Here is a 24,060-nt window from a genome sequence, read left to right on the forward strand (position 1 = left end):
GAATCGTCCCCAATCAGCAAAGCACAGACCGTCGACGATGCCTGCATTTGTGTGGGGCACAAAAAAGCCGCGCATGATACCAGTATGGGGGGCGAGGGCCTATGGCCGGTGGGAAGGCCGCTGGCCGCGTTGGCCCGTTCGCGGGGGAGTCCGCTCCTAAAGAGGGCCTGCAGGGCCTCGAGACAGAAGCCGACGTAACCCGTGAGGGAGCGGGTTTACCCACGAATGGACCGTATCACTCACCGTGCAGCCTGTCGCGCTTGGCCAAGGTCGGGAACAGCTTCATCCAGGTGCCGGTCACCACCAGCGTGCCCACGCCACCGAGCACCACCGCCGGCACGGTACCGAACCAGTGGGCCGTCACGCCGGACTCGAACTCGCCGAGCTGGTTCGAGGCGCCAATGAACAGGCCGTTCACCGCGCTGACCCGGCCGCGCATCTCGTCCGGCGTCTCCAACTGCACGAAGGCGCCACGGATGACCATGCTGATCATGTCCGCCGCACCCAGTACCACCAGCACCGCGAGGGAGAACCAGAACGAGGTCGACAGGCCGAAGGCGATGGTGGCCACGCCGAACACGCCCACGGCGGTGAACATCGTCAGACCCACCTTGCGCTCCACCGGGAAGCGCGCCAGCCACAGTGACATCAGCAGCGCCCCCACCGCCGGCGCCGAGCGCAGCAGGCCCAGGCCCCAGGCGCCGGTGAGCAGGATGTCCTTGGCGAACACCGGCAGCAGGGCTGTGGCACCACCGAGCAGCACGGCGAACAGGTCCAGGGAGATCGCTCCGAAGATGTCCGGGCGGCTACGGATGAAGCGGATCCCAGCCAACAGGGACTCCAGGCTGGCGCGCCCACGTTGGGCCACTTGCTGGCGGGCATCGAGGCTCAAGGTCAGCAGGCAGGCGATGACGTAGAGCGCCACGGTCGGTCCGTACACCCAGATGCTGCCGAAGGCATAGAGAAAGCCACCCACGGCCGGAGCGACGATGGTCGCCGCCTGGGTTGCCGATGCCGATGCTGCCACGGCCCGCGGGAACAGCCCTGGCGGTACGACATTGGGCAGCAGGGCCTGGGTGGCCGGCATTTCGAAGGAGCGGGTGGCACCGAGCAGGAAGGCCAGCACGAAGATCAGCTCACGGCTGACGTTGTCGGTGGCGCTGCCCACGGCCAGGGCCAATGCGATCAGCGCCTGCAGGCTTTGGCACAGGGCGGCGACACGGCGCCGGTCATAGCGGTCGGCGACGTGGCCGGTATGCAGCATGAACAGCACCCGCGGGGCAAATTCCACCAGGCCGACCAAGCCCAAGTCCAGCACATTGCCGGTCAACTGGTAGAGGTGCCAGCCAATGGCCACGGTGAGCATCTGAAAGCCGCTGGCGGTGAACACACGGGCCAGCCAGAACGCCAAAAAGGGGCGATGCTGGCGGAGCAGAAGCGGGGTGGGGTCGGACATCGGTGAGCCTTGGCCTCGGTACGTGGAGGCGCTGCAGGGTATCACCTGTTTGTAACAAATGGTTGCTGTTTGCCGGGGCAGACAGCTTTTTCACACCCCTTCAAGACGGTGGGACAACCGGTCACGCGGCAATCAACCGCACGGCTCGCCTGTGTATTCGGGTCTATGCTTCCCAACAATCGTTGATTTGGGTCAATCGTTCCAAATGCAACGATCCGGCCATCGGCCGCAATCCCTGCGATCGAACAGAACAATTCCAAGACAGCGCACTCGATAACCGTGGGGGCAGTGGGCGTCAGGGCCACGAGCCCGGACGCCGGATTACCTGAAGAGGAAGCACTATGTTCGGTTTAGAGGCCTTGGAGCTCGCCCGAATCCAGTTTGCGTTTACCGTGTCCTTTCACATCCTGTTCCCGGCCATCACCATTGGCCTGGCGAGCTACCTGGCGGTTCTGGAGGGCCTTTGGCTCAGGACCGGCAACAACACCTACCGCGACCTTTACCACTTCTGGTCCAAGATCTTTGCCGTCAACTTCGGCATGGGCGTGGTCTCAGGCCTGGTCATGGCGTATCAGTTCGGCACCAACTGGAGCCGCTTCTCCGACTTCGCCGGCTCCATCACCGGCCCTCTGCTGACCTACGAAGTGCTCACTGCCTTCTTCCTCGAGGCGGGCTTCTTGGGTGTCATGCTGTTTGGCTGGAACCGTGTCGGCCGTGGCCTGCACTTTTTCTCCACGGTCATGGTGGCGCTCGGGACCCTGGTCTCGACCTTCTGGATCCTGGCGTCCAACAGCTGGATGCAGACGCCACAGGGCCACGAGATCATCGATGGCCGGGTGGTCCCGGTGGACTGGCTGGCGGTGATCTTCAACCCGTCCTTCCCCTTCCGCCTGATGCACATGGCCACTGCCGCGTTCGTCTCCACGGCCTTCTTCGTCGGTGCCTCGGCTGCCTGGCACCTGCTGCGCGGGCGTGACAATCCGGCTGTACGCAAGATGCTGTCGATGGCCATGTGGATGGCGCTGATCGTTGCGCCGATCCAGGCGGTGATCGGTGACTTCCATGGCTTGAATACCCTCAAGCATCAGCCGGTGAAGATCGCCGCCATCGAGGGTCACTGGGAGAACAAGCCTGGCGAGCCGACACCGTTGATCCTGTTCGGCATCCCGGACATGAAGGCCGAGACCACCCACTTCAAGATCGAGATCCCGGCACTGGGCAGCCTGATCCTCACCCATAGTCTGGACAAGCAAGTCCCGGCGATGAAGGAGTTCCCGCCCGAAGACCGCCCCAATTCGACCATCGTGTTCTGGTCGTTCCGGATCATGGTCGGCCTGGGCCTTCTGATGATCGCCGTCGGTTTCTGGAGCCTGTGGCTGCGCAAGCGCGGCACGCTGTACAGCTCGCGTCCCTTCCTGCACATGGTGTTGTGGATGGGGCCTTCGGGTCTGATCGCCTTGCTGGCGGGCTGGTTCACCACTGAAATCGGCCGCCAACCCTGGGTGGTCTACGGCCTGATGCGCACCGCCGATGGGGTTTCCAACCACAGCTACGGCCAGTTGGGCCTGACGCTGGTGATCTTCGTGGTTGTCTACTTCGCGTTGTTCGGCACCGGCCTGGGCTACATGATGCGTCTGGTGCGCAAAGGGCCGAAGACTGGCGAGGGTGACGAGCACAATCCTGGCGGGCCTGGCCAGAAACGTACGCCGGCGCGGCCGCTGTCCGCCGCCGATGAAGGCCATCCGGCCGATTCCGCCAGTCTGAGCAAGGGGAACTGAGCCATGGGTATCGACCTTCCGTTGATCTGGGCCGTGATCATCATCTTCGGCGTGATGATGTATGTAGTGATGGACGGCTTCGACCTGGGGATCGGCATGCTCTTCCCCTTCGTCAAGGCAGAGCGTGACCGGGATGTGATGATGAACACCGTTGCCCCCGTGTGGGACGGCAACGAGACCTGGCTGGTGCTGGGTGGGGCGGGGCTGTTCGGTGCCTTCCCGATGGCCTACTCGGTGGTGCTCGAAGCGCTGTACCTGCCGTTGATCCTGATGCTGGTTGGGTTGATCTTCCGGGGCGTGGCGTTCGAGTTCCGCTTCAAGGCCACGGCGCACAAGCGTCATCTTTGGGACAAGGCGTTCATCTGGGGCTCGCTGGTGGCGACCTTCTTCCAGGGCGTGGCCCTGGGCGCTTTCATCGAAGGCTTCAAGGTGGTCGATCGTCACTATGCGGGCGGGGCCTTCGACTGGTTGACCCCATTCAGTCTCTTCTCCGGGCTGGGGCTGATCGTCGCCTATAGCTTGCTCGGCTGCACCTGGCTGATCATGAAGACCGAAGGACCATTGCAAGAGCAGATGCACACGCTGGGCAAGCCCCTGGCGCTGGTGTTGCTCGCGGTGATCGGCATCGTCAGCCTGTGGACACCGCTGGCTTACCCGCAGATCGCCGACCGCTGGTTCAGCATGCCCAACCTGATTTGGTTCATGCCGGTGCCGATCCTGGTGTTGGTGACCTTCTACGGCCTGTTGCGGGCGGTGGCGCGCAATGCGCATTACACCCCGTTCCTGCTGACCTTGGTGCTGATCTTCCTGGGTTACAGCGGCCTTGGCATCAGCTTGTGGCCGAACATCATCCCGCCGTCGATTTCCATCTGGGATGCCGCGGCACCACCGCAAAGCCAGGGCTTCATGCTGGTGGGGACGCTGTTCATCCTGCCATTCATCCTGGGCTACACCTTCTGGAGCTACTACGTGTTCCGCGGCAAGGTGACCCATGACCAGGGCTATCACTAGGAGGTCGGGCAATGATGGCTGAACAGAAGAAGCCCTTGTGGCAACGCCTGGGCTGGCTGGTGCTGATCTGGGCGGGCAGCGTGGCCGCCCTCGGTGTGGTGGCCTGGCTGATGCGGATGTTCATGAGTGCGGCTGGATTGAGTACCCACTGAACCCTGGGGCCGCAAGGCGGCCCCAATCAGGTTACTTGCGTGCCTTGAGGATCACGAACTTGGGGGTCGCCGCCACTTGCTCCACCCCTCTGAACAACCGCCCCAGCTTGCTGTGATAGCCCAGGTGGCGGTTGCCGACGATGTACAGCGCCCCTCCTACCACCAACGCTTCACGGGCCTGCTGGAACATGCGCCAGGCTAGAAAGTCCCCGACCACCTGTTGCTGATGGAACGGCGGGTTGCACAGCACCACGTCCAGCGACTGTTTTTCCTGCCCCGCCAGACCGTCGGCGGCGCGGATTTCCGCGTCCCGCCCACCCAGCGCCGCCTGCCAATTCTCACGGGCAGACTGCACAGCCATGTACGACTCGTCCACCAGCGTGTAATGGGCCTCGGGATTGGCCAGGGCACTGGCGATCGCCAGCACGCCATTGCCGCAGCCAAGGTCCGCGACCCGCGCCTGCCCCAGGTTGCGCGGCAGGTGTGGAAGGAAGGCGCGCGTGCCGATGTCCAGCCCTTCGCGGCAGAAAACATTGGCGTGGTTGATCAGCTCCAGGGCCGGCGCATCCAGGCGATAACGGGTGGGATAGGGTGAGCGGGCGAGCGGGCGCTCGGCAACGGTGGCGGTCAGCAGCCGGGCTTTTTTCTGGGCCAGCGATGCCTGGACCGGGCCGATGTACTTTTCCATCAGGTCACCTGCCGCTCGCGGCAGGTGCTTGATCATGGCGCCCGCGATCACCTCCGCGCCGGGGGCCAGGTGGCCTTGCAGGCGGATCAGTTGCTCCTCGAGCAGGGCCAGGGTCTTGGGTACCCGCACCAGGACCCGGTCGAACATGCCTTGCCAGGCCTCGCTGGCGGGAATGAAGGGCACGCTGTCGAAGGGCTTGCCGTTGCGCACCAGGTTCTTCTCCAGCGCCAGGCGGCCCAGGTGGGAATCGCCGCTGCTGACTACCGGCAAACGGCCTGCCAGGCTGGCGGCCAGCGCGCCGAAGCTGTCGTTGAGCACCAGTACCCGGCAATCGGCGGCAGGCGCCTGGCTGGCCAGGTGCTCCAGCAGGTACTGGTCGGCGGCGTCGAAGGCCTGCAAGGGGTCGTTGGCCTGCTCAGGCTGGCGGATGAGGTCGAGTTCGGCGAAAGGGCTGGTCAGCAGGGGCATGGCGTAGGGCTCGGGTACCAATCTGCTCGACGCAGGCCACGTCGAGCTTCAAAGGCGCGATTCTACAGGGCTTTGTCGTCCGCTTGTACGATGGAGGCCCTACAAACCATCGGTGTTCATCCCTGGCGCTTTGCGCGACACTGGGCGCACCTGCTCGATGGAGTCCGTCATGACCGCCAGCGCCGACAAGTTCACCCGCCAGACCCTGCTTGACGTTCAGCCGCTTACCCCCAGCCTGTTCACGCTGAGGGTCACTCGCGATCCTGGATTTCGCTTCCGCTCCGGGCAGTTCGCCCGACTGGGCGTGACCAAGGCCGACGGCAGCGTGGTGTGGCGGGCGTACTCGATGGTCAGCGCACCTCATGACGAGCATCTGGACTTTTTCTCCATCGTCGTGCCAGGAGGAGAGTTCACCAGCGAGTTGAGCCGTCTGGGGGAGGGCGACACCTTGTTGATCGACCGCCAGGCCTTCGGTTACCTGACCCTCGACCGCTTCGTTGGCGGTCGCGACCTGTGGTTGCTGGCGACCGGCACTGGTATCGCGCCGTTCATGTCGATCCTGCAAGACTTCGAGGCCTGGGAGCGTTTCGAGCACATCAAGCTGGTGTACTCGGTGCGTGAAGCGAAGGAGCTGGCCTACCTGGATCTGATCGCAGGCCTCGAGCAACGGGAGTATCTTGCCGAGTTCGCGGGCAAGTTGCAGTTCATCCCTGTGGTCACTCGTGAGGCGTACCCCGGGGCGCTGAATGCGCGGATCACCACGCTGATCGAAAACGGTGAGCTGGAAAGGGCGGCGGGCTTGGCGCTGTCGCCGGAGCATTCGCGGATCATGCTGTGCGGCAACCCGCAGATGATCGATGACACGCGCAAGGCTCTGAAAGCACGGGACCTGCAGTTGAGCCTGAGCAAGCGGCCGGGGCAGGTGGCTGTGGAGAATTACTGGTAGTTGGAAGCGTCAAGCTGCAAGGTTCAAGCTGCAAGTGGGTGTGGAATCCACCCTGTTCGCTTGCAGCTTGCAGCTTGCAGCTTACTGCCGGTTCTGCGCCTTGAGCAGGTCGCGGATCTCGGTCAGCAGGGTTTCCTCGGCGCTCGGCACGGGCGGTGCGCTCGGCGCCGCGGCTTCTTCGCGCTTGAGGCGGTTGATCGCCTTGACGCCCATGAAGATGGCGAAGGCAACGATCAGGAAGTCGATCACCGTCTGGATGAACTTGCCATACGCCAGCACTACCGCCGGCACGTCACCTTCGGCCGCCTTGAGGGTGACGGCCAGGTCGCTGAAGTCCACGCCGCCAATCAACAGACCCAGCGGTGGCATGACCACGTCGCCGACGAAGGACGATACGATCTTGCCAAAGGCCGCTCCGATGATGATACCGACTGCCATGTCGACGACATTTCCCTTGACCGCGAAGGCCTTGAATTCACTGAGCATGCCCATGGTTTATTCCTTGTAACAAATGGAGAGGTAATCGCAGTGTAAGCCAGCAATGCGCTTCATGCGCTGCATCGCGATTACAGACTTCGCTTAGAGCGAATAGTTTTGTCGCCTCCCGGCGCATTCGAGACACGTCCGGCTCGGCTATCATGGCGATTTTTTCCAGGAGACTGAGCCCATGGCCAAGGCCAAGCGCTTGTATGGCTGCACTGAGTGCGGCGCAACCTTTCCCAAATGGGCTGGCCAATGCGGCGAATGCGGGGCCTGGAACACACTGGTCGAGACCATGATCGAAAGCGGTGGCGCCGCGGCCCCGGCCGGGCGTACCGGCTGGGCCGGGCAGCAGGCGCAGATCAAGACCCTGGCCGAAGTCAGCGTCGAGGAGATCCCACGCTTCACCACCAGCAGCACCGAGCTTGACCGAGTGCTGGGCGGGGGCCTGGTGGATGGCTCGGTGGTGCTCATCGGCGGCGATCCGGGCATCGGCAAGTCGACCATCCTTCTGCAGACCCTGTGCAACATCGCCACCCGCATGCCGGCCCTGTACGTCACCGGGGAGGAATCCCAGCAGCAGGTAGCCATGCGTTCGCGTCGCCTGGGGTTGCCCCAGGAGCAGCTCAAGGTGATGACCGAGACTTGTATCGAGACGATCATCGCCACCGCACGGGTGGAAAAACCCCGGGTCATGGTCATCGACTCGATCCAGACCATCTTCACCGAACAGTTGCAGTCAGCCCCCGGCGGCGTTGCCCAGGTGCGCGAAAGCACGGCCTTGCTGGTGCGCTATGCCAAGCAAAGCGGTACGGCAATCTTCCTGGTGGGCCATGTCACCAAGGAAGGCTCGCTCGCCGGCCCGAGGGTGCTGGAGCACATGGTCGATACCGTGCTGTATTTCGAGGGCGAGTCCGATGGCCGACTGCGTCTGCTGCGGGCGGTGAAGAACCGCTTCGGCGCGGTCAACGAACTGGGCGTGTTCGGCATGACCGACCGTGGGCTCAAGGAGGTCTCCAACCCGTCGGCGATCTTCCTCAACCGCACCCAGGAGGAAGTCCCGGGCAGCGTGGTGATGGCGACCTGGGAGGGCACCCGGCCGATGCTGGTGGAAGTCCAGGCGCTGGTGGACGACAGCCACCTGGCCAACCCACGGCGGGTCACCCTGGGCCTGGACCAGAACCGCCTGGCCATGTTGCTGGCGGTCCTGCATCGACACGGCGGGATTCCCACCCATGACCAGGACGTGTTCCTCAACGTAGTGGGTGGGGTGAAGGTGCTGGAGACGGCTTCTGACCTGGCGTTGCTCGCGGCAGTGATGTCCAGCCTGCGCAACCGCCCGCTGGCCCATGGGCTGCTGGTGTTCGGCGAGATCGGTCTGTCTGGCGAAGTGCGTCCGGTACCCAGCGGCCAAGAGCGCCTCAAGGAGGCGGCCAAGCATGGCTTCAAGCGCGCCATCGTGCCCAAGGGCAATGCGCCGAAGGAGGCGCCGGCGGGCTTGCAGGTCATTGCCGTGACGCGCCTGGAGCAGGCGCTGGATGCATTGTTCGAGTGACATCGCGGCGGCCCTATCGCGGGTTTACCCGCGAAGAGCACACCGCGACATCGGGCCTGTTCGCAAAGAAAAAGGGGAGCCGACGATGCGCATCGGCTCCCCTCGACCACCTCGGCGGGCGATCAGTGCTCGGCTAACGCTTTGCGCCGGGGCGCCTCGTTGCCATGTTCATCGAGCTCCATCACAGGCACTTCGTTGCCGTCGGCGTCGAACAGCTTACCGTCTTTAAAGTAGTCGCCATCACGCAGGCAGGAGATGTCAGAGTACTGGATGGTGCGTTCGTAAGCGGCGGCGAATACCGACTGCTGGTCCGAGTTGCCGGTCTTGAGGTGGTTGAACAGCAGGTTCAGCAAGATCGCCATGATCGCCGCGGAGCTGATGCCGGAGTGGAAGATGGTTTCGAACCAGCTCGGGAAGTTGTGGTAGAAGGTCGGCGCAGCGATCGGGATCATGCCGAAGCCCAGGGAGGCAGCGACGATGATCAGGTTGACGTTGTTCTTGTAGCTGACTGTCGACAGGGTGCGGATGCCGCTGGCTGCCACGGTGCCGAACAATACGATGCCGGCGCCGCCCAGGACTGGGGTCGGTACCGCAGCGATGATGCGGCCCATGATTGGCAGCAGGCCCAATATCACCAGGATGACGCCACCGGTAGCCACCACATAGCGGCTCTTGACCCCGGTCACGGCTACCAGGCCGACGTTCTGGGCGAAGGCGCTCTGGGTGAAGGAGCCGAAGATCGGCGCCAGGATGCTCGAGGCCATGTCGGCGCGCAGGCCGTTGCCCAGACGCTTGGAGTCGACCTTGGTGTCGATGATCTCACCCACGGCGAGGATGTCTGCCGAGGTTTCCACCAGGGTCACCATGATCACGATGCACATCGACAGGATCGCGGCGATGTGGAAGGTCGGCATGCCGAAGTGGAACGGGGTGGGGAAGGCGAAGATCGGACCTTCGGTGACTTTGCTGAAGTCGGTCATGCCCAGCGACCAGGCGATCAGAGTGCCGATGACCATGGCCAGCAGGATCGACAGGCGCGAGATGGTCGCGCTGCCCAGCTTGCTCAGCACCAGGACGATGGCGAAGGTCAGTGCTGCCAAGCCGATGTTGGCCACGCTGCCGAACTCCGGCGAGGCACTGTTGCCGCCCATGACCCAGCGTGCGGCGACGGGCATCAGGGTCAGGCCGATGGTGGTGATGACGATGCCGGTCACCAGCGGAGGGAAGAACTTGGTGATGCGCGAGAACACCGGCGTGATCAAGAAGCCGATGAACGACGCCGCCATGACCGCACCGAGCACCCCTGGAAGACCGCCGCCGTCCTGGCTGCTGAGAATGGCGCCCATGGTTGCCACGCCGGCGAACGAAACCCCTTGCACCAGCGGTAGCTGACAGCCGAAGAACGGCAGGCCCAGGGTCTGCAGCAAGGTCGCCAGACCGCCTGCGAACAACGATGCGGCGATCAGGATACCGATTTCCGCAGGTGCCAGGCCTGCGGCCTGTCCGAGAATCAGGGGTACGGCAACGATGCCCCCATACATGGTCAATACGTGTTGCAGACCATAAGCCAAGTTGGCACCAAGCCCGAGATTTTCGTCTTCGGGACGTTTGGTGGGAGACGTGCTAGGGGACGTAGTCATGGAGCAGGCTCACTTGTTTATTGTTGTGCCGCTACTGTAGACAATTCTTACAACCAAATACCATATGAATTGTATACAAGATTTTGATCGGAGCACGGACGCAGGTAAACGCCACATGCGCTACAAGTGAATGCAGGTTGTGTTCCAAAGTGTCAGAGGCGGTGCTAGAGGGGTGTGTACATCCTGTCCACCAGCCGACAGAAAGCTGTCTGGGTAGACAGGAAACACATTGAGGCTAGAACGTTAGCAGGCTAAGAGATATCAATATTCGATGAGTTCGCGCAGCTCGCGCATCATTTCGGTGCCGTCGGCCACGTTCAGCTCCACAAGACGGTGCAAATGCGTCATCGAGTCGATATCGATATACAGGCAGACGAAGCCCAGGCGGGTGGGCTCTTCGTGGCGCAGTTCGACCTGCATGCTCACGTGATTTTTCGGGTCGAGGTGGATGATGGCGTCGAAATCCTGGGTCAGGTCCGCATCCCAGGGTTCTGGCCTTTCGATCAACAGGCCCTTCAGCGAGAGATCGAGCAGCTTTACCGGCCAGCGTTTGAGGCCCTGGCGCAGTTCGGTGGGGGCGTCGAAATCTATGCGCAGGAAACGGCGGCGTTCGTCGTGTTCGCTCATGGGGCAGGCCCTCCGGGGGTACTTCCTGACTATAGTTGATTGTGTATGTCCTACCGGTACCTGAATCGGGCCGCAAAGGCTCTAGACCAAAGCAAGTGTGGCAATGCGCGATGACACGCCCTAGACTCGATGGGCGGTCTTTTTCCAATCCACCAGCTGGAAGTAAACCATGAACAACAATAATAGCCTGCTACGCCACATTCCGTGGCTGGCGCTGGCAGTCATAGGAGCCTGCGCGCTGGGTGTGGTCGCCCTGCGTCGCGGCGAGGCGATCAACGCCTTGTGGATCGTGGTCGCGGCAGTGGCCATCTACCTGGTCGCCTATCGCTACTACAGCCTGTTCATCGCCACCAAGGTGATGCAACTCGATCCCCGTCGGGCCACACCGGCGGTGCTCAACAACGATGGCCTGGACTACGTCCCGACCAACAAACACATTCTCTTCGGTCACCACTTCGCGGCCATTGCCGGCGCAGGCCCCTTGGTCGGTCCGGTGCTTGCCGCGCAGATGGGCTACCTGCCCGGCACGCTCTGGCTGATTGCAGGCGTCGTGCTGGCAGGTGCGGTCCAGGACTTCATGATCCTGTTCCTGTCCACTCGCCGTAACGGCCGGTCCCTTGGGGACATGGTCCGTGAGGAAATGGGCCGCATCCCCGGCACCATCGCCCTGTTCGGCTGCTTCCTGATCATGATCATCATCCTTGCGGTGCTGGCGCTGATCGTGGTCAAGGCCCTGGCCGAGAGCCCATGGGGCATGTTCACGGTGATGGCGACCATCCCGATCGCGATGTTCATGGGCGTTTACATGCGCTACATCCGTCCGGGACGCATCGGCGAGATCTCGATCATCGGCGTGGTACTGCTCTTGCTGTCGATCTGGCTGGGGGGCCAGGTGGCGGCCGATCCGGTCTGGGGCCGGGCGTTCACCTTCACCGGCGTGCAGATCACCTGGATGCTGGTCGGTTATGGTTTCGTGGCTGCCGTGCTGCCGGTATGGCTGGTGCTGGCGCCGCGTGACTACCTGTCGACTTTCCTCAAGATCGGCACCATCGTGGGCCTGGCCATCGGTATCCTGATCATCGCGCCGGAACTGAAGATGCCGGCCCTGACCCAGTTCACCGACGGTACCGGCCCTGTCTGGAAGGGCACCCTGTTCCCGTTCCTGTTCATCACCATTGCCTGTGGCGCGGTGTCCGGCTTCCATGCGCTGATCTCTTCGGGGACTACGCCCAAGCTGCTGGACAACGAAGTCAACGCTCGCTACATCGGCTACGGCGGCATGCTGATGGAGTCGTTCGTCGCCATCATGGCCATGGTCGCCGCCTCGGTGATCGAGCCGGGTGTGTACTTCGCCATGAACAGTCCGGCTGCGGTAGTCGGTGCCGACGTTGCATCGGTCGCCCAGACCGTCAGCAGTTGGGGCTTCCTGATCACTCCCGAGCAGCTCGAGGCCACCGCCCGTGACATCGGCGAGCACACTGTCCTGGCCCGTGCCGGTGGTGCGCCGACCCTGGCGGTGGGGATCGCCCAGATCCTGCACCAGGTGTTGCCGGGCGATAACACCATGGCGTTCTGGTACCACTTCGCGATCCTGTTCGAGGCGCTGTTCATCCTCACCGCGGTGGACGCCGGTACCCGTGCCGGTCGCTTCATGCTGCAGGACCTGCTGGGCAGCTTCGTTCCAGCCCTCAAGCGTACCGACTCGTGGGGTGCCAACCTGGTGGGTACCGCAGGCTGCGTGGCCTTGTGGGGCTATCTGCTGTACCAAGGGGTGATCGATCCGCTCGGTGGTATCAACACCTTGTGGCCGCTGTTCGGCATTTCCAACCAGATGCTGGCCGGTATCGCCCTGATGCTCGGCACCGTGGTGCTGATCAAGATGAAGCGCCAGCAGTACGTCTGGGTCACCCTGCTGCCGGCGGCCTGGCTGCTGATCTGCACCACCGCCGCGGGCCTGATCAAGCTGTTCGATCCGAACCCGGCAGTGGGCTTCCTGGCCCTGGCCAACAAGTACAGCGTTGCGCTGGACGCAGGCCAGGTGCTGGCGCCGGCCAAGGACATTGGCCAGATGCAGCACGTGATCTACAACGCCTACACCAACGCGGGCCTGACCGTGTTGTTCCTGGTGGTGGTGTTCAGCGTGCTGATCTTCGCGATCAAGGTCGGCATCGCCGCCCTGGGCCGCAAGGAGCGCAGCGACAAGGAAACTCCGTTCCAGGCCTTGCCTGACGCGTAACCGAAGAGGAATGCAGTGATGTTCAACGACCTGGGGCGACTGGGTAAGTACCTAGGGCAAGCAGCCCGCCTGATGGTCGGCATGCCTGACTACGACAACTATGTCGAGCACATGCAGACCAAGCACCCGGACAAACCGGTGATGAGCTACGAGGCGTTCTTCCGTGAGCGTCAGGAGGCCCGTTACGGTGGCAAGTCCGGCCCCAAGTGCTGTTGACGCAACCCTTGGGAGGTCGGCTCCGGCCTCCCATTGAACATCACGCCCCTCATTGAGTAGCAGAACCTGTGGGAGCGGGTTTACCCGCGAAAACGTCGGTGAGTTCACTGGCGCATTCGCACGCAAGCCCGCTCCCACAGGTTTATTGCTTGAGGCCTCGCGCAATTCTTATCAGCTTCAGGAGACGACCGCGTGCAAACGCCTATTCCCGTGACGGTGCTGACCGGTTTTCTCGGCGCCGGCAAGACCACCCTGCTCAAGCACATGCTCAAGGCCGAACATGGCATGAAGATCGCTGTGATCGAAAACGAGTTCAGTGAAGCAGGCATCGACAGCCAGCTGCTTGGTGACGAGCCGGTACAGGTCATGACCCTGGCCAACGGCTGCGTGTGCTGCACCATCCACACCGACCTGACCAAGGCTCTGTACTTGCTGCTTGAGCGCCTGGATGCCGGCGAGATCGCTTTCGACCGCCTGGTGATCGAATGCACGGGGCTGGCTGACCCGGCTCCGGTGGCGCAGACCTTCTTCATCGACGAAGACCTGCGCGAGCGCTACCTGCTGGACGGCATCATCACCCTGGTCGATGCCGCGCACGCCGAGGTGCACCTCACCCAGGCCATCGCGCAGGCCCAGGTCGGTTTCGCCGACCGCCTGCTACTGAGCAAGACCGACCTGGTCGAGCCTGAGAGCGTGAAAGCTTTGGAGCAGCGCCTGTCCCGCATCAACGGCCGTGCCGCGATCCGCGTGGTCGAGCATGGCCACATCGATTTGGCCGAGTTGCTGGATGTGCGCGGCTTCAACCTCAATACCGACCTGGGCGCCAACCTAAAGCCCGCATTGCGCCCGGTGCTCAAGCCCGCGACCCCGGATCGTATTTCGACCCTCGTGCTGCGTACCGACACCCCGCTGGACATCGACCGCCTCAGCGACTTCATGAACGAGCTGCTGGAAAGCCATGGCAAGCAATTGCTGCGTTACAAAGGCGTGCTGAACATCGCCGGCGAGGACCGCCGTCTGGTGTTCCAGGGCGTGCTCAAGCTGTATGGCTTCGACTGGGACGCCGAGTGGGCCGAGGGCGAGAAGCGGGAAAGCGTGATGGTGTTCATTGCCGATGAGCTGCCGGAAGAGAAGATCCGGGCGGGGTTCGAGGCGTTGAGCCAAGGCTAGCAACTGAGCCCGCAACTGATCGCTGGGCAAGCCGAAAGCATCGCCCGTCTTACGCACAATGAAAAAGCCCGGCACAAGGCCGGGCTTTTTTACATCAGGCGATTGCCGATCAGTTGCCGTACACCGGCAGCTTCTTGCAGATGGCCTTGACCTTCTCGCGAACGGCGTCGATCACCGCTTCGTTGTTCAGGTCGGCGAGGATGTCGCAGATCCAGCCGGCCAGCTCGCGGCACTCAGCTTCCTTGAAGCCACGGGTGGTGACGGCTGGGGTGCCGAAACGCAGGCCCGAGGTGACGAACGGGGAGCGTGGGTCGTTCGGGACCGAGTTCTTGTTGACGGTGATGAAGGCCTTGCCCAGGGCGGCGTCGGCGTCCTTACCGGAGATGTCCTGCTTGATCAGCGACAGCAGGAACAGGTGGTTCTGGGTGCCGCCGGAAACGACGTCGAAGCCACGTTCGATGAACACGCTGGCCATGGCCTGGGCGTTCTTCACGACCTGCTGTTGGTAAGCCTTGAACTCAGGCTGCAGTGCCTCCTTGAAGCAGATCGCCTTGGCAGCGATGACGTGCTCCAGCGGGCCGCCCTGGGCGCCTGGGAAGACAGCCGAGTTGAGCTTCTTCTCGATTTCTTCGTTCTTGCGAGCGAGGATCAGGCCGCCGCGTGGACCGCGCAGGGTCTTGTGGGTGGTGGTGGTGACCACGTCAGCGAACGGAACAGGGTTCGGGTAGACGCCAGCGGCGACCAGGCCGGCAACGTGGGCCATGTCGACGAACAGGTAGGCACCGACCTTGTCGGCGATGGCGCGGAAGCGGGCGAAGTCCAGGACCTGCGAGTAGGCCGAGAAGCCCGCGACGATCATCTTCGGCTTGTGCTCGACCGCCAGGCGCTCGACTTCGTCGTAGTCGATCAGGCCGTTGCTGTCGATGCCGTACTGGATGGCGTTGTACAACTTGCCGGAGGAGCTCACGGCGGCGCCGTGGGTCAGGTGGCCACCGTGGGCCAGGCTCATGCCCAGGATGGTGTCACCGGCAGACAGCAGGGCCAGGTAGACGGCTGCGTTGGCCTGGGAGCCGGCGTGCGGCTGGACGTTGGCGTAGTCGGCGCCGAACAGCTGCTTGGCACGGTCGATGGCCAGTTGCTCGACGACGTCGACGTACTCGCAGCCACCGTAGTAGCGCTTGCCTGGATAGCCTTCGGCGTACTTGTTGGTCAGTACCGAGCCCTGGGCTTCCATGACGGCGGGGCTTGTGTAGTTTTCCGAAGCGATCAGCTCGATGTGCTCTTCCTGGCGCAGAGCTTCTTGCTGCATGGCTTCGAAGAGCTCGGCGTCGTACTTGGCAATGGTCAAATCACGGCTGAACATGGCGGTCCTCAAGGATCGGGCTGAATTGGGTGGGCATTCTAACCGATTGATTCGCCACTGGCATATGAAGTGGTGTCACGTAGCAGACCAATGGGGTTCATGTTGCAACCCGCGCCCTGACTGGGCTGCGCACCTGTGCAGGTTGACTCGAAAGTCCGGTTTTGCCTTCGGCTGGCCTGGGGCGGTCAAGCGACGCTTTTGTGGGTAAACCTGCGAACCGCCTCGCTCACTGGAACACGAACAACGTCTCGTGGCTGAACTGCGCCTCGAACTGGTGAGCCGGCATGGGGCGACCGAACAGGTAGCCCTGCACTTCGTCGCAGTCGTGCTCACGCAGGAACTCCAACTGCTCGTGAGTCTCGACCCCCTCGGCGATGACCGCCAGGTTCAAGCTGTGGGCCATGGCGATGATCGCCCGGGCGATCTGGGCGTCCTGCTCGCCTTCCGGCAGGCCATCGACGAACGTGCGGTCGATCTTCAGCACGTCGATGGGGAACTGCTTCAGGTAGTTGAGCGACGAATAGCCGGTGCCGAAGTCGTCGACCGCGATGCTCAGGCCGAGGTTCTTCAGGCTGTCGAGAATCTGCATGGCCTCGCTGACCTCGCGCATCAGGATACTTTCGGTCAGTTCCAGCTCCAGGCATGCCGGGGGCAGTCCGGTCTCCTCGAGGATGGTGGCGATGCGCGTACCCAACTGGCCATCGGAGAACTGCCGCGCCGAGATGTTCACCGACACCTTCGGCACCCGCAGCTTGGCTTTGTGCCAAGCCTTGAGCTGGCGGCTGGCTTCTCGCAGCACCCAGTCGCCGACGTCCACCACCAGGCCCAGCTCCTCGATGACCGGAATGAAGTCGCCCGGTGGAACCAGGCCTCGGCGTGGGTGACGCCAGCGCAGCAAGGCCTCGGCTCCGGTCAGGCGTTTGCCGTCTCCGCTGAACTGCGGCTGGTAGTAGAGGATGAACTCGTTCTGCTCCAGGGCATGGCGCAGATCGCTTTCCAGCTCCAGGCGCTCCAGGGCGCTGGCGTTCATGTCGGCCTGGTAGAACTGGAAGTTGTTCTTGCCGCGCTCCTTCGCGTGGTACATCGCGGTGTCGGCGTTCTTCATCAACTGGCTCAGTTCACCGCCGTCCTGCGGGCTGAGGGCGATGCCGATACTGGCAGTGACGAAGAACTCGCGGTTTTCCAGGACGAACGGGCGCACCAGGCTGCCGAGGATGTTCTCGGCCACGTGAATAGCGCGGTTCAGGGCCATCTCGCGGCTGGCCTTGGGTTGCAGCAGCAGCGTGAACTCATCGCCGCCCATGCGCGCAACGGTATCGTCATCGTCGACGCAAGCCAGCAGGCGCTGGGCCATGTCCTTGAGCATGCGATCGCCCGCGGCGTGGCCGAGGGAGTCGTTGATCGGCTTGAAACGGTCCAGGTCCAGGAACATCAACACCACCCAGGACTTGTGGCGCTCGGCCTGTTGCAACGCGGTGAACAGGCGATCCTGGAACAGGGTCCGGTTGGGCAGGTGGGTCAGGGCATCGTAGTAGGCCAGGCGGTGGATGCGCTGTTCACTGGCCTTGCGCTCGCTGATGTCGGTGAAGAAGCACACATAGCTGGCCAGGTCGCCCTCGTCGTCGAGCACGGCGGTAATGCCGACCCAGGCCGGGTAGTGCTCGCCGTTGCGACGCTTGAGCCAGACTTCGCCTTCCCAGCTACCGCGCTGATGCAGTTGCTTGACCACATAGCGCAGGTGCGCCTCTTGCTGGGCGTCGACCGTGAGCATGCCGGGCAGTTGATCGAGCACCTCGCTGACCGCATAGCCGCTGACCCGGCTGAATGCTTCGTTGGCTTGCACGATGTAGCCGGCCGGGTCGGTGATGAGGATGGCCGAGGTGGAATGCTCGAATACCGTCGCGGCCATGCGCAGGTCTTTTTCGGCGCGGCGCTGCTGGCTGATGTCACGCCCGACACCGAGCACACCTTCGAAGTGTTCGTGCTCGTCCCAGACCAGCACCAGGCGCAGCTCGATGGGAATCTTGCGGCCATCGGCGCGCAGACAGTCGAACAGGAACAACTGAGTGGGCAGCTGGCTGCGCAGTTGGGCGAGCTGCTCGCTGTCGTGCAATGCCTTGCTGACCCGCTCGAGCAGGGTGTAGACGCCCGTGAGTTGGGCCGGGTTGGCGACGATCGATTGCCAGCCGTGCTCGAAGATCCAGTCGGCCTGATAGCCCAGCACCGCCTGCACCGACGGGCTGACATAGTTCAGTTGCAACTGGCTGTCGGTGGAGAAGATCACATCGCTGATGCTTTCTGCCAGCATGCGGTAGCGCTGCTCGCTGTCGCGCAGCGATTCACTGGCTTCGATCTGCACCGTGACGTCCTTGCCCACCCCGATGATGCGTGTCACTTGGCCATTGGCCTCGCGGGTCAGGACCTGCTCGCGGATTTCGTAGCAGCGCCAGCCGCCGTCACGGTGGCGGAAGCGCAGTTGGCAATGCAGGGTCTGGCCGTGACCGGTCTCACGCTGCTGCTGGCGTAGCGTTTCGTAGTGTTCGGCATCCTCCGGATGCAGCAGCAGTTCCCAGAAGCGGTCCCCCATCTGTGCAAGCTCGGCGCGGTCGTAGCCCAGGGTCTGGCCGAGGTGGCGATTGCTGAAGATGATCCGTTGGCTATGCACATCCTGCACGTACAACTGGTCGGGAACGGTGCGCACCACGTCCGACCAAAAGCTCTCACGTTCGAGCAGTGACAGCTCGACCTGTTTGCGGCGGGTGATGTCGCTGATGCTCAGGATCACTGCCTGGTAGTCCCGGCGCTGCTGGGGCAGGCGGGCCATCAGCCAAAGATGCAACTCGCCACTGGTGGACGTGGGCAGGCGCACTTCCAGTTCCAGCAGGCTGCGTTGTTCGATCAGCGCATCGATCAGTTGCATGCCGACGCTTTCACGGCCATCGCCGCTACCGTCGATCAGGCGCTGCCAGGCCCCCTCGTGGCAATGCACGTTGAGCAGCTGGCGTGCGACTTCGTTGATTTCGGTGATCTTCAGCTCTTGCAGCAGCGAGCGGCGCAAATTGGCATCCAGGGCCAGGCTCTGCTTGAGGGCGGCATGGTTGCGCAGGTGGTAACGGTCGAGCTGACCAGGCAGGCTGGACAGATCGAGCACGCACAATGCCACGCCAGTGCCTTCGAAGATTTCCTGGTAGCGACGGCGGTCCTCTTGCAGCGCCCGATGGCGGCGACGCATGTTGATCAGGGCCAGCACCGGCAGCAGGGCGCAGAACAGCACCAGCAAGCACTTTCCGATCAGGGGAGGGAGCAGATCGGCACGTGCCTGCTCGGCGTCGAACAGACCGCGCAGTTGCCAGGCACTGTTGTCGATGAAGGCCAGCATCACGCTTTGTAGCGGCTCGCTAGGCGGCGGTACTGCTCCGTGCCGCTCCAGAACCGTGCCGCTGCGGCTGTTTTCCAGCAGCCACAGGAGGTGGCTCGTGCCGTTTAGGTGTTCGGACAGTTGCTGGTAGTAGCGAGGGGCGAGCCGCAACAACCAGTAGCCGCGGTCGTCTGGCTGGCGCAGCAGCAGGTAGATCTGGTTATTGTCTGCAGTGTTGCTGAAGAAGTACGGGCGGCCTTGACTCAATTGCAGCAGCTCGTCAATCGATTGACGGTCCGGGCTGCCGACCAGACTGTCGGCCACCACCCTGCCGCTGTCGTCCAGCCAGGCCAGCTGTTGCAGGTTGGGAAGCCGGTCACGAACCGCGTGCAGCACCGAAGGCAATGCCGACGGTGTCGGGGCGTTGACGTAAGGTTGCAGAATGTTCCCGGCCTGTTCGGCCTTCAGGGCCATGCTCAGGCTCAAGTGATCGGCCAGCTGGGCGCTCGCTGCCAAGCTCTGGCGGTGCAGGTCGTTTTGGGTATGGCGGTATTGCGAGAACAGTTGCCACAGGAGCAACGCCAGCAGGACCAGGGCCAACAAGGCCAGGGCGCCTTTGAGCGAGCCACGCGGATTGCCAGCCGAGGCAGCTTCAGCAGGGCGCAGGGAGGGCGGTTGAGTGAGATTGGTCAAGCGTTGATCCTGCGATTGGGCTGGCGATGGCAGGGGCTGAACATGCATGGGGCGTGCCTGGGCATATCGCCGGGCGCACTATTATAGAGTGGCGCATCAAGCCGACTAGCATGCCTTGAATTATGGCAAAGTGCCACTCTTCTGTCCCCTGCCGATGGTCGACATCCTGTTCGGCAAGACCCTTCAAGCTGTGCGAGAATGCGCGCCGCTTCATAGTCAACGCTTCTGGAGATGTACGGTTTTGGTTACTCACTATTCCACCAATGGCCTCGATTCCGCCTGTGGGCGCAGCAGTCAGACCCTGGTCAGCACTGCCGTGACCGACGACGTATCCTGCAAGTCCTGCCAGCGTTCGCTGGCAAAGCCAGATGCTGCCAACGCGGCGGTGCGCAAGAGCCCTTCGCTGGCTGAGCTGCGCAAGTCGGCCAAGGCGACCGTCGAGCCGGTTGTCGAGTCGGTTGCCGTGGCTGTGCCTTCGGCAAGACCTGCCGCCAAACCGGGTGCCCAGCCAGCCGCCAAGCAAGGTGCGAGCAAGCCGGCACGCACCGGTGGTTTCAGCGTCAAGGCCGCCTGGGCTGCGCGCCTGGCCGAGCAGAACGACCGTTGCCGTCTGCCACGCGGCAAGGCCAAACAAGCTCACGTCTAAGCTTGCCTGGCCGCAGGCTGCGCCCCTCGGTCGCGGCTTCAAGGCCGCTCCCTCCGGCACAGCCCGTGTACGGATGGGAACGGCCTCGCCAGAGCACTGGCCCTTCAATGCACCCATTCGACGCCCCGCCATCTGTGAAACGCCACGACTTGGCGTAGAATGGCCCACTTTGTTCAACGACACCCCGTAAACACATCCCCCTGGCCCATGCCGGGGTCGTTGTCTTTACCTTTCTGATAGAGGGCTTGGTTTTGGCTCAATACGTCTACACCATGCATCGGCTGAGCAAGGTCGTGCCGCCGAAGCGGGAAATCCTGAAGAACATTTCCCTGTCGTTCTTCCCCGGCGCGAAGATCGGTGTGCTCGGCCTCAACGGCGCGGGCAAGTCGACCCTGCTGCGCATCATGGCCGGCGTCGACAAGGAGTTCGACGGCGAAGCCCGTCCGATGCCGGACATCAATGTCGGCTACCTGCCCCAGGAGCCGCAGCTGGACGCGAGCAAGACCGTCCGCGAGGTCGTCGAGGAAGCGGTGAGCGTGATCAAGGATGCCCAGGCACGCCTGGACGAGGTCTACGCCGCCTACGCCGAGCCGGATGCCGACTTCGACAAGCTGGCTGCCGAGCAGGCCAAGCTCGAAGCGATCCTGCAGGCCTCCGACGGCCACAACCTGGAGCGCCAGCTGGAAGTCGCCGCCGACGCCCTGCGTCTGCCGCCATGGGACGCCAAGATCGAGCACCTGTCCGGTGGTGAGAAGCGCCGTGTGGCCCTGTGCCGCCTGCTGCTGTCGGCCCCCGACATGCTGCTGCTGGACGAACCGACCAACCACCTGGATGCCGACTCGGTGGCTTGGCTGGAGCACTTCCTGCACGACTTCCCCGGGACCGTGGTGGCGATCACCCACGACCGTTACTTCCTGGACAACGTTGCAGGCTGGATTCTCGAACTGGACCGTGGCGCCGGTATTCCGTACGAAGGCAACTACTCGGGCTGGTTGGAAGCCAAGTCGGCGCGCCTGGAGCAGGAATCCAAGCAGCAGAGCGCCCACGAACGCGCCATGAAGGAAGAACTGGAGTGGGTGCGCAAAGGCGCCAAGGCCCGCCAGTCCAAGTCCAAGGCTCGTCTGGCACGCTTCGAAGAGATGCAGTCCCAAGAGTTCCAGAAGCGCAGCGAGACCAACGAGATCTACATCCCGGCCGGTCCGCGCCTGGGCGACAAAGTCATCGAGTTCAAGAACGTCACCAAGGGCTACGGCGACCGCGTGCTGATCGACAACCTGTCGTTCTCCATGCCCAAGGGCGCCATCGTCGGTGTGATCGGGGGTAACGGTGCCGGTAAGTCGACCCTGTTCCGCATGCTGATGGGCAAGGAGCAGCCGGACTCGGGCAGCATCGAGATCGGTGAGACCGTGCAACTGGCCTGCGTCGACCAGAGCCGCGAGGACCTGGACGGCAGCAAGACCGTGTTCCAGCAGATTTCCGACGGCTCGGACGTGATCCGTATCGGCAACTACGAAATCCCGTCGCGTACCTACGTTGGCCGTTTCAACTTCAAAGGTGGCGACCAGCAGAAATTCGTGAAGGACCTGTCCGGCGGTGAGCGTGGCCGTCTGCACCTGGCCCTGACCTTGAAGGAGGGTGGCAACGTCCTGCTGCTCGACGAACCGTCCAACGACCTCGACGTCGAAACCCTGCGTTCGTTGGAGGAAGCCTTGCTGGACTTCCCGGGCGCCGCGATCGTGATCTCCCACGACCGTTGGTTCCTGGACCGTGTGGCCACTCATATCCTGGCCTATGAGGACGACTCGAACGTGGTGTTCTTCGAGGGCAACTACACCGAGTACGAGGCCGACCGCAAGAAGCGCCTGGGCGATGCCGCTGCCCAACCGCACCGGGTACGGCACAAGAAGCTGGCCCAGTAAGCCGGCAAGCGCTGCACAAGAATGGGGCCCTCAGGGGCCCCATTTTTGTGCCTGGCGCGTAACGGCGCTGCGCATGAGCGCGGCAGTCGAAGAGGGCCTTTTATTGAGGTTGGGCGCGATGGCAAACCGCTCTTGAACTCACCGATTGGCAACGTGTTGTTTGTATACAGTTATAGAAATTGCACCAGAAAATTTCAAAAAAACGACATGCCGCCCTGTTCCGGTGCGATTGGTTCTTGGTAAAGTCTCGGAAAAAACCAATAAGTCCAATCCTCTTGGTGAGATGTCTACCATGATCGAATCCGTCGACGATTTCCTGGCCCGCCTGAAGCAGCGCGACCCGGCCCAGCCTGAATTCCACCAGGCCGTGGAAGAAGTTTTGCGCAGCCTGTGGCCTTTCCTCGAAGCCAACCCCCGCTACCTCAAGGCCGGTATTCTCGAACGGATGGTCGAGCCCGAGCGTGCAGTACTGTTCCGCGTTTCGTGGGTCGACGACCAAGGCAAAGTGCAAGTCAACCGCGGTTACCGCATCCAGATGAGTAGCGCTATCGGCCCTTACAAAGGCGGCCTGCGTTTCCACCCATCGGTCAACTTGGGGGTGCTCAAGTTCCTGGCCTTCGAGCAGGTGTTCAAGAATTCATTGACCTCGCTGCCCATGGGCGGCGGCAAGGGGGGCTCGGACTTCGATCCGAAAGGCAAGAGCGATGCCGAAGTCATGCGCTTCTGCCAGGCCTTCATGAGTGAGCTGTATCGTCACATCGGCGCCGACCTGGACGTGCCGGCCGGTGACATCGGGGTCGGCGCCCGTGAGATCGGCTACCTGTTCGGCCAGTACAAGCGCCTGGCCAACCAGTTCACCTCGGTACTGACCGGCAAGGGCATGACCTACGGTGGCAGCCTGATCCGCCCAGAAGCCACTGGCTACGGTTGTGTGTACTTCGCCGAAGAAATGCTCAAACGCCGCGATCTGCGTATCGATGGCCGTCGTGTGGCGATCTCCGGTTCGGGCAACGTGGCGCAGTACGCCGCGCGCAAGGTCATGGACCTGGGCGGCAAGGTCATTTCGCTGTCGGACTCCGAGGGCACCCTGTTCTGCGAAGCCGGCCTGACCGACGAGCAGTGGGATGCGCTGATGGAGCTCAAGAACGTCAAGCGCGGCCGCATCAGCGAGATGGCCAGCCTGTACGGTCTGGAGTTCCGCAAAGGCCAGACGCCTTGGAGTCTGCCATGCGACATCGCGCTGCCATGCGCCACCCAGAACGAACTCAACGCCGAAGATGCCCGCACCCTGCTGCAAAACGGCTGCATCTGCGTGGCCGAGGGCGCCAACATGCCGACCACCCTCGAGGCGGTGGATATCTTCCTGGAAGCGGGCATCCTCTATGCGCCGGGCAAAGCCTCCAACGCAGGTGGCGTGGCGGTTTCGGGCCTGGAAATGTCGCAGAACGCCATGCGCCTGCTATGGACTGCCGGGGAGGTGGACAGCAAGCTGCACAACATCATGCAGTCGATCCATCACGCTTGCGTGCACTACGGCGAAGAGGCCGATGGCACCATCAACTACGTCAAGGGCGCCAACATCGCCGGCTTCGTCAAGGTCGCCGATGCCATGCTGGCCCAGGGTGTGGTTTAAAAGCCATCACCGACCCTTTCGCGGG

Annotated in this window: 18 protein-coding genes; 11 read left to right on the forward strand and 7 right to left on the reverse strand. The window is 62.8% G+C overall.

Annotation, left to right across the window (positions count from 1 at the left end):
• Positions 1-235 precede the first annotated feature (235 nt).
• Positions 236-1,456: an MFS transporter gene (locus tag BLS27_RS13135; RefSeq protein ID WP_090345148.1), complete on the reverse strand. Its 1,221-nt coding sequence runs from the start codon at positions 1,454-1,456 to the stop codon at positions 236-238.
• Between the two features lie 341 nt (positions 1,457-1,797).
• Between BLS27_RS13135 and BLS27_RS13140 the strand changes: the two genes are divergently transcribed.
• The 3 genes from BLS27_RS13140 to BLS27_RS13150 are packed head-to-tail and all read left to right on the forward strand — an operon-like array spanning position 1,798 to position 4,397.
• Positions 1,798-3,234 (forward strand): cytochrome ubiquinol oxidase subunit I, encoded by a 1,437-nt coding sequence (locus BLS27_RS13140; RefSeq protein WP_090345150.1) that lies wholly within the window; start codon positions 1,798-1,800, stop codon positions 3,232-3,234.
• 3 nt (positions 3,235-3,237) lie between these two features.
• Positions 3,238-4,245 (forward strand): cytochrome d ubiquinol oxidase subunit II, encoded by a 1,008-nt coding sequence (gene cydB, locus BLS27_RS13145; protein ID WP_043208417.1) that lies wholly within the window; start codon positions 3,238-3,240, stop codon positions 4,243-4,245.
• 11 nt (positions 4,246-4,256) lie between these two features.
• A complete protein-coding gene (locus BLS27_RS13150; protein WP_043208419.1) occupies positions 4,257-4,397 on the forward strand; it encodes a DUF2474 domain-containing protein in 141 nt (46 codons plus the stop codon).
• Positions 4,398-4,428: 31 nt separating this feature from the next.
• Here BLS27_RS13150 and BLS27_RS13155 read toward each other — a convergent pair whose 3' ends face one another.
• Positions 4,429-5,553, reverse strand: coding sequence for a methyltransferase (locus BLS27_RS13155; RefSeq protein ID WP_090345152.1), 1,125 nt, complete (start codon positions 5,551-5,553; stop codon positions 4,429-4,431).
• A gap of 169 nt (positions 5,554-5,722) precedes the next feature.
• Between BLS27_RS13155 and BLS27_RS13160 the strand changes: the two genes are divergently transcribed.
• Entirely contained in the window at positions 5,723-6,499 is a 777-nt protein-coding gene (locus BLS27_RS13160) for a ferredoxin--NADP reductase (RefSeq protein WP_090345155.1), read from the forward strand.
• An 81-nt stretch (positions 6,500-6,580) separates the two neighbouring features.
• On the opposite strand, the gene mscL is transcribed toward BLS27_RS13160, so the two are convergent.
• The gene (mscL, locus tag BLS27_RS13165) at positions 6,581-6,991 is read right to left on the reverse strand and encodes a large-conductance mechanosensitive channel protein MscL (protein WP_043208423.1); all 411 of its coding nucleotides are present in this window, start codon (positions 6,989-6,991) and stop codon (positions 6,581-6,583) included.
• A 175-nt stretch (positions 6,992-7,166) separates the two neighbouring features.
• On the opposite strand from mscL, the gene radA reads away from it, so the two are divergent.
• Positions 7,167-8,534 carry a DNA repair protein RadA gene (gene radA, locus BLS27_RS13170; protein WP_043208425.1) on the forward strand — a complete coding sequence of 456 codons (1,368 nt, stop codon included), beginning with the start codon at positions 7,167-7,169 and terminating at the stop codon, positions 8,532-8,534.
• Between the two features lie 122 nt (positions 8,535-8,656).
• On the opposite strand, the gene BLS27_RS13175 is transcribed toward radA, so the two are convergent.
• On the reverse strand, positions 8,657-10,174 hold the full coding sequence (locus BLS27_RS13175; protein ID WP_043208427.1) for a nucleobase:cation symporter-2 family protein: 1,518 nt from the start codon (positions 10,172-10,174) through the stop codon (positions 8,657-8,659).
• Between the two features lie 261 nt (positions 10,175-10,435).
• Positions 10,436-10,801, reverse strand: a complete 366-nt coding sequence (locus BLS27_RS13180) for a PilZ domain-containing protein (protein ID WP_043208430.1) — start codon at positions 10,799-10,801, stop codon at positions 10,436-10,438.
• Positions 10,802-10,970: 169 nt separating this feature from the next.
• Between BLS27_RS13180 and BLS27_RS13185 the strand changes: the two genes are divergently transcribed.
• From BLS27_RS13185 to yjiA, 3 genes are all read left to right on the forward strand, one after another.
• Positions 10,971-13,037, forward strand: a complete 2,067-nt coding sequence (locus BLS27_RS13185) for a carbon starvation CstA family protein (RefSeq protein ID WP_090345157.1) — start codon at positions 10,971-10,973, stop codon at positions 13,035-13,037.
• An 18-nt stretch (positions 13,038-13,055) separates the two neighbouring features.
• Positions 13,056-13,253 carry a YbdD/YjiX family protein gene (locus tag BLS27_RS13190; protein ID WP_008094130.1) on the forward strand — a complete coding sequence of 66 codons (198 nt, stop codon included), beginning with the start codon at positions 13,056-13,058 and terminating at the stop codon, positions 13,251-13,253.
• 192 nt (positions 13,254-13,445) lie between these two features.
• Positions 13,446-14,423, forward strand: coding sequence for a GTPase (gene yjiA / locus BLS27_RS13195; protein ID WP_090345159.1), 978 nt, complete (start codon positions 13,446-13,448; stop codon positions 14,421-14,423).
• Between the two features lie 109 nt (positions 14,424-14,532).
• Here yjiA and glyA read toward each other — a convergent pair whose 3' ends face one another.
• Entirely contained in the window at positions 14,533-15,786 is a 1,254-nt protein-coding gene (gene glyA / locus BLS27_RS13200) for a serine hydroxymethyltransferase (RefSeq protein WP_043208438.1), read from the reverse strand.
• A gap of 226 nt (positions 15,787-16,012) precedes the next feature.
• Positions 16,013-19,837: a sensor domain-containing protein gene (locus BLS27_RS13205; RefSeq protein WP_090345317.1), complete on the reverse strand. Its 3,825-nt coding sequence runs from the start codon at positions 19,835-19,837 to the stop codon at positions 16,013-16,015.
• 241 nt (positions 19,838-20,078) lie between these two features.
• Here BLS27_RS13205 and BLS27_RS13210 point away from each other — a divergent pair, with 241 nt between their 5' ends.
• The 3 genes from BLS27_RS13210 to gdhA all read left to right on the forward strand — a co-directional run bounded on the left by BLS27_RS13210 (position 20,079) and on the right by gdhA (position 24,035).
• Positions 20,079-20,483, forward strand: a complete 405-nt coding sequence (locus BLS27_RS13210; protein ID WP_043208440.1) for a hypothetical protein — start codon at positions 20,079-20,081, stop codon at positions 20,481-20,483.
• A 251-nt stretch (positions 20,484-20,734) separates the two neighbouring features.
• Positions 20,735-22,402, forward strand: coding sequence for an energy-dependent translational throttle protein EttA (gene ettA / locus BLS27_RS13215; protein ID WP_043208442.1), 1,668 nt, complete (start codon positions 20,735-20,737; stop codon positions 22,400-22,402).
• A gap of 292 nt (positions 22,403-22,694) precedes the next feature.
• Positions 22,695-24,035, forward strand: coding sequence for an NADP-specific glutamate dehydrogenase (gene gdhA / locus BLS27_RS13220; RefSeq protein WP_043208443.1), 1,341 nt, complete (start codon positions 22,695-22,697; stop codon positions 24,033-24,035).
• Positions 24,036-24,060 lie beyond the last annotated feature (25 nt).

The sequence above is a fragment of the Pseudomonas guariconensis genome, assembly GCF_900102675.1.
GTDB classification, from domain to species: Bacteria; Pseudomonadota; Gammaproteobacteria; order Pseudomonadales; family Pseudomonadaceae; genus Aquipseudomonas; species Aquipseudomonas guariconensis.